The sequence below is a fragment of the Aromatoleum evansii genome, from assembly GCF_012910805.1.
GTDB lineage: Bacteria > Pseudomonadota > Gammaproteobacteria > Burkholderiales > Rhodocyclaceae > Aromatoleum > Aromatoleum evansii.
Genome location: NZ_WTVK01000226.1, coordinates 1 through 447 on the forward strand (window position 1 = coordinate 1; position 447 = coordinate 447).

Annotated in this window: 1 protein-coding gene and 1 pseudogene; both read right to left on the bottom strand. The window is 69.8% G+C overall.

Going from position 1 to position 447, the window contains the following annotated elements; genetic code table 11:
- On the bottom strand, nt 1-267 hold a 267-nt coding region (locus tag GO615_RS29935), incomplete at its 3' end, for an aldo-keto reductase family protein (RefSeq protein WP_211167427.1).
- Nucleotides 258-447, bottom strand: a pseudogene (locus GO615_RS29940) (hypothetical protein); the annotation flags it as partial. The pseudogene GO615_RS29940 and the gene GO615_RS29935, both read right to left, overlap by 10 nt.

Here is a 447-nt window from a genome sequence, read left to right on the forward strand (position 1 = left end):
CTGGTACTCCTCGCGCCGGAGGCCTTCGAGGGCCTCACGCAGCCGCACCTCGGCGGCGCCCGCGTCGACGTCATTCGTCTCGAACGTGTGCCCGCCGGCAGCGAGGTAGGTGCTCGCCATCTCCTGCGCGCTCTCCGCCGTCACGCCGCGGGCCCACCCGGAAACGCCGAGCACGAACGCGCTGACACGCGTCCCGCTGCCGTTGAGCACGCGCGTCGGCACCCGCGGCGCCGCGTCACCGATGTGGCGAACCACCATCACAACCATCCAGACTTCTTGAACGCGCGCCACAGCAGCACGCCGATCGTCGCGAGCACGGCGATCATCAGGTAGTACCCGTAGTAGAACTCGTACCCACCGCCGCGGCCGCCGAAGTGCACGGACGCCTCCAGCTCCGGCACCGAGTGGAAGTTCGTGCCGTAGATGCCGGCGAGCATCGTCGGCACC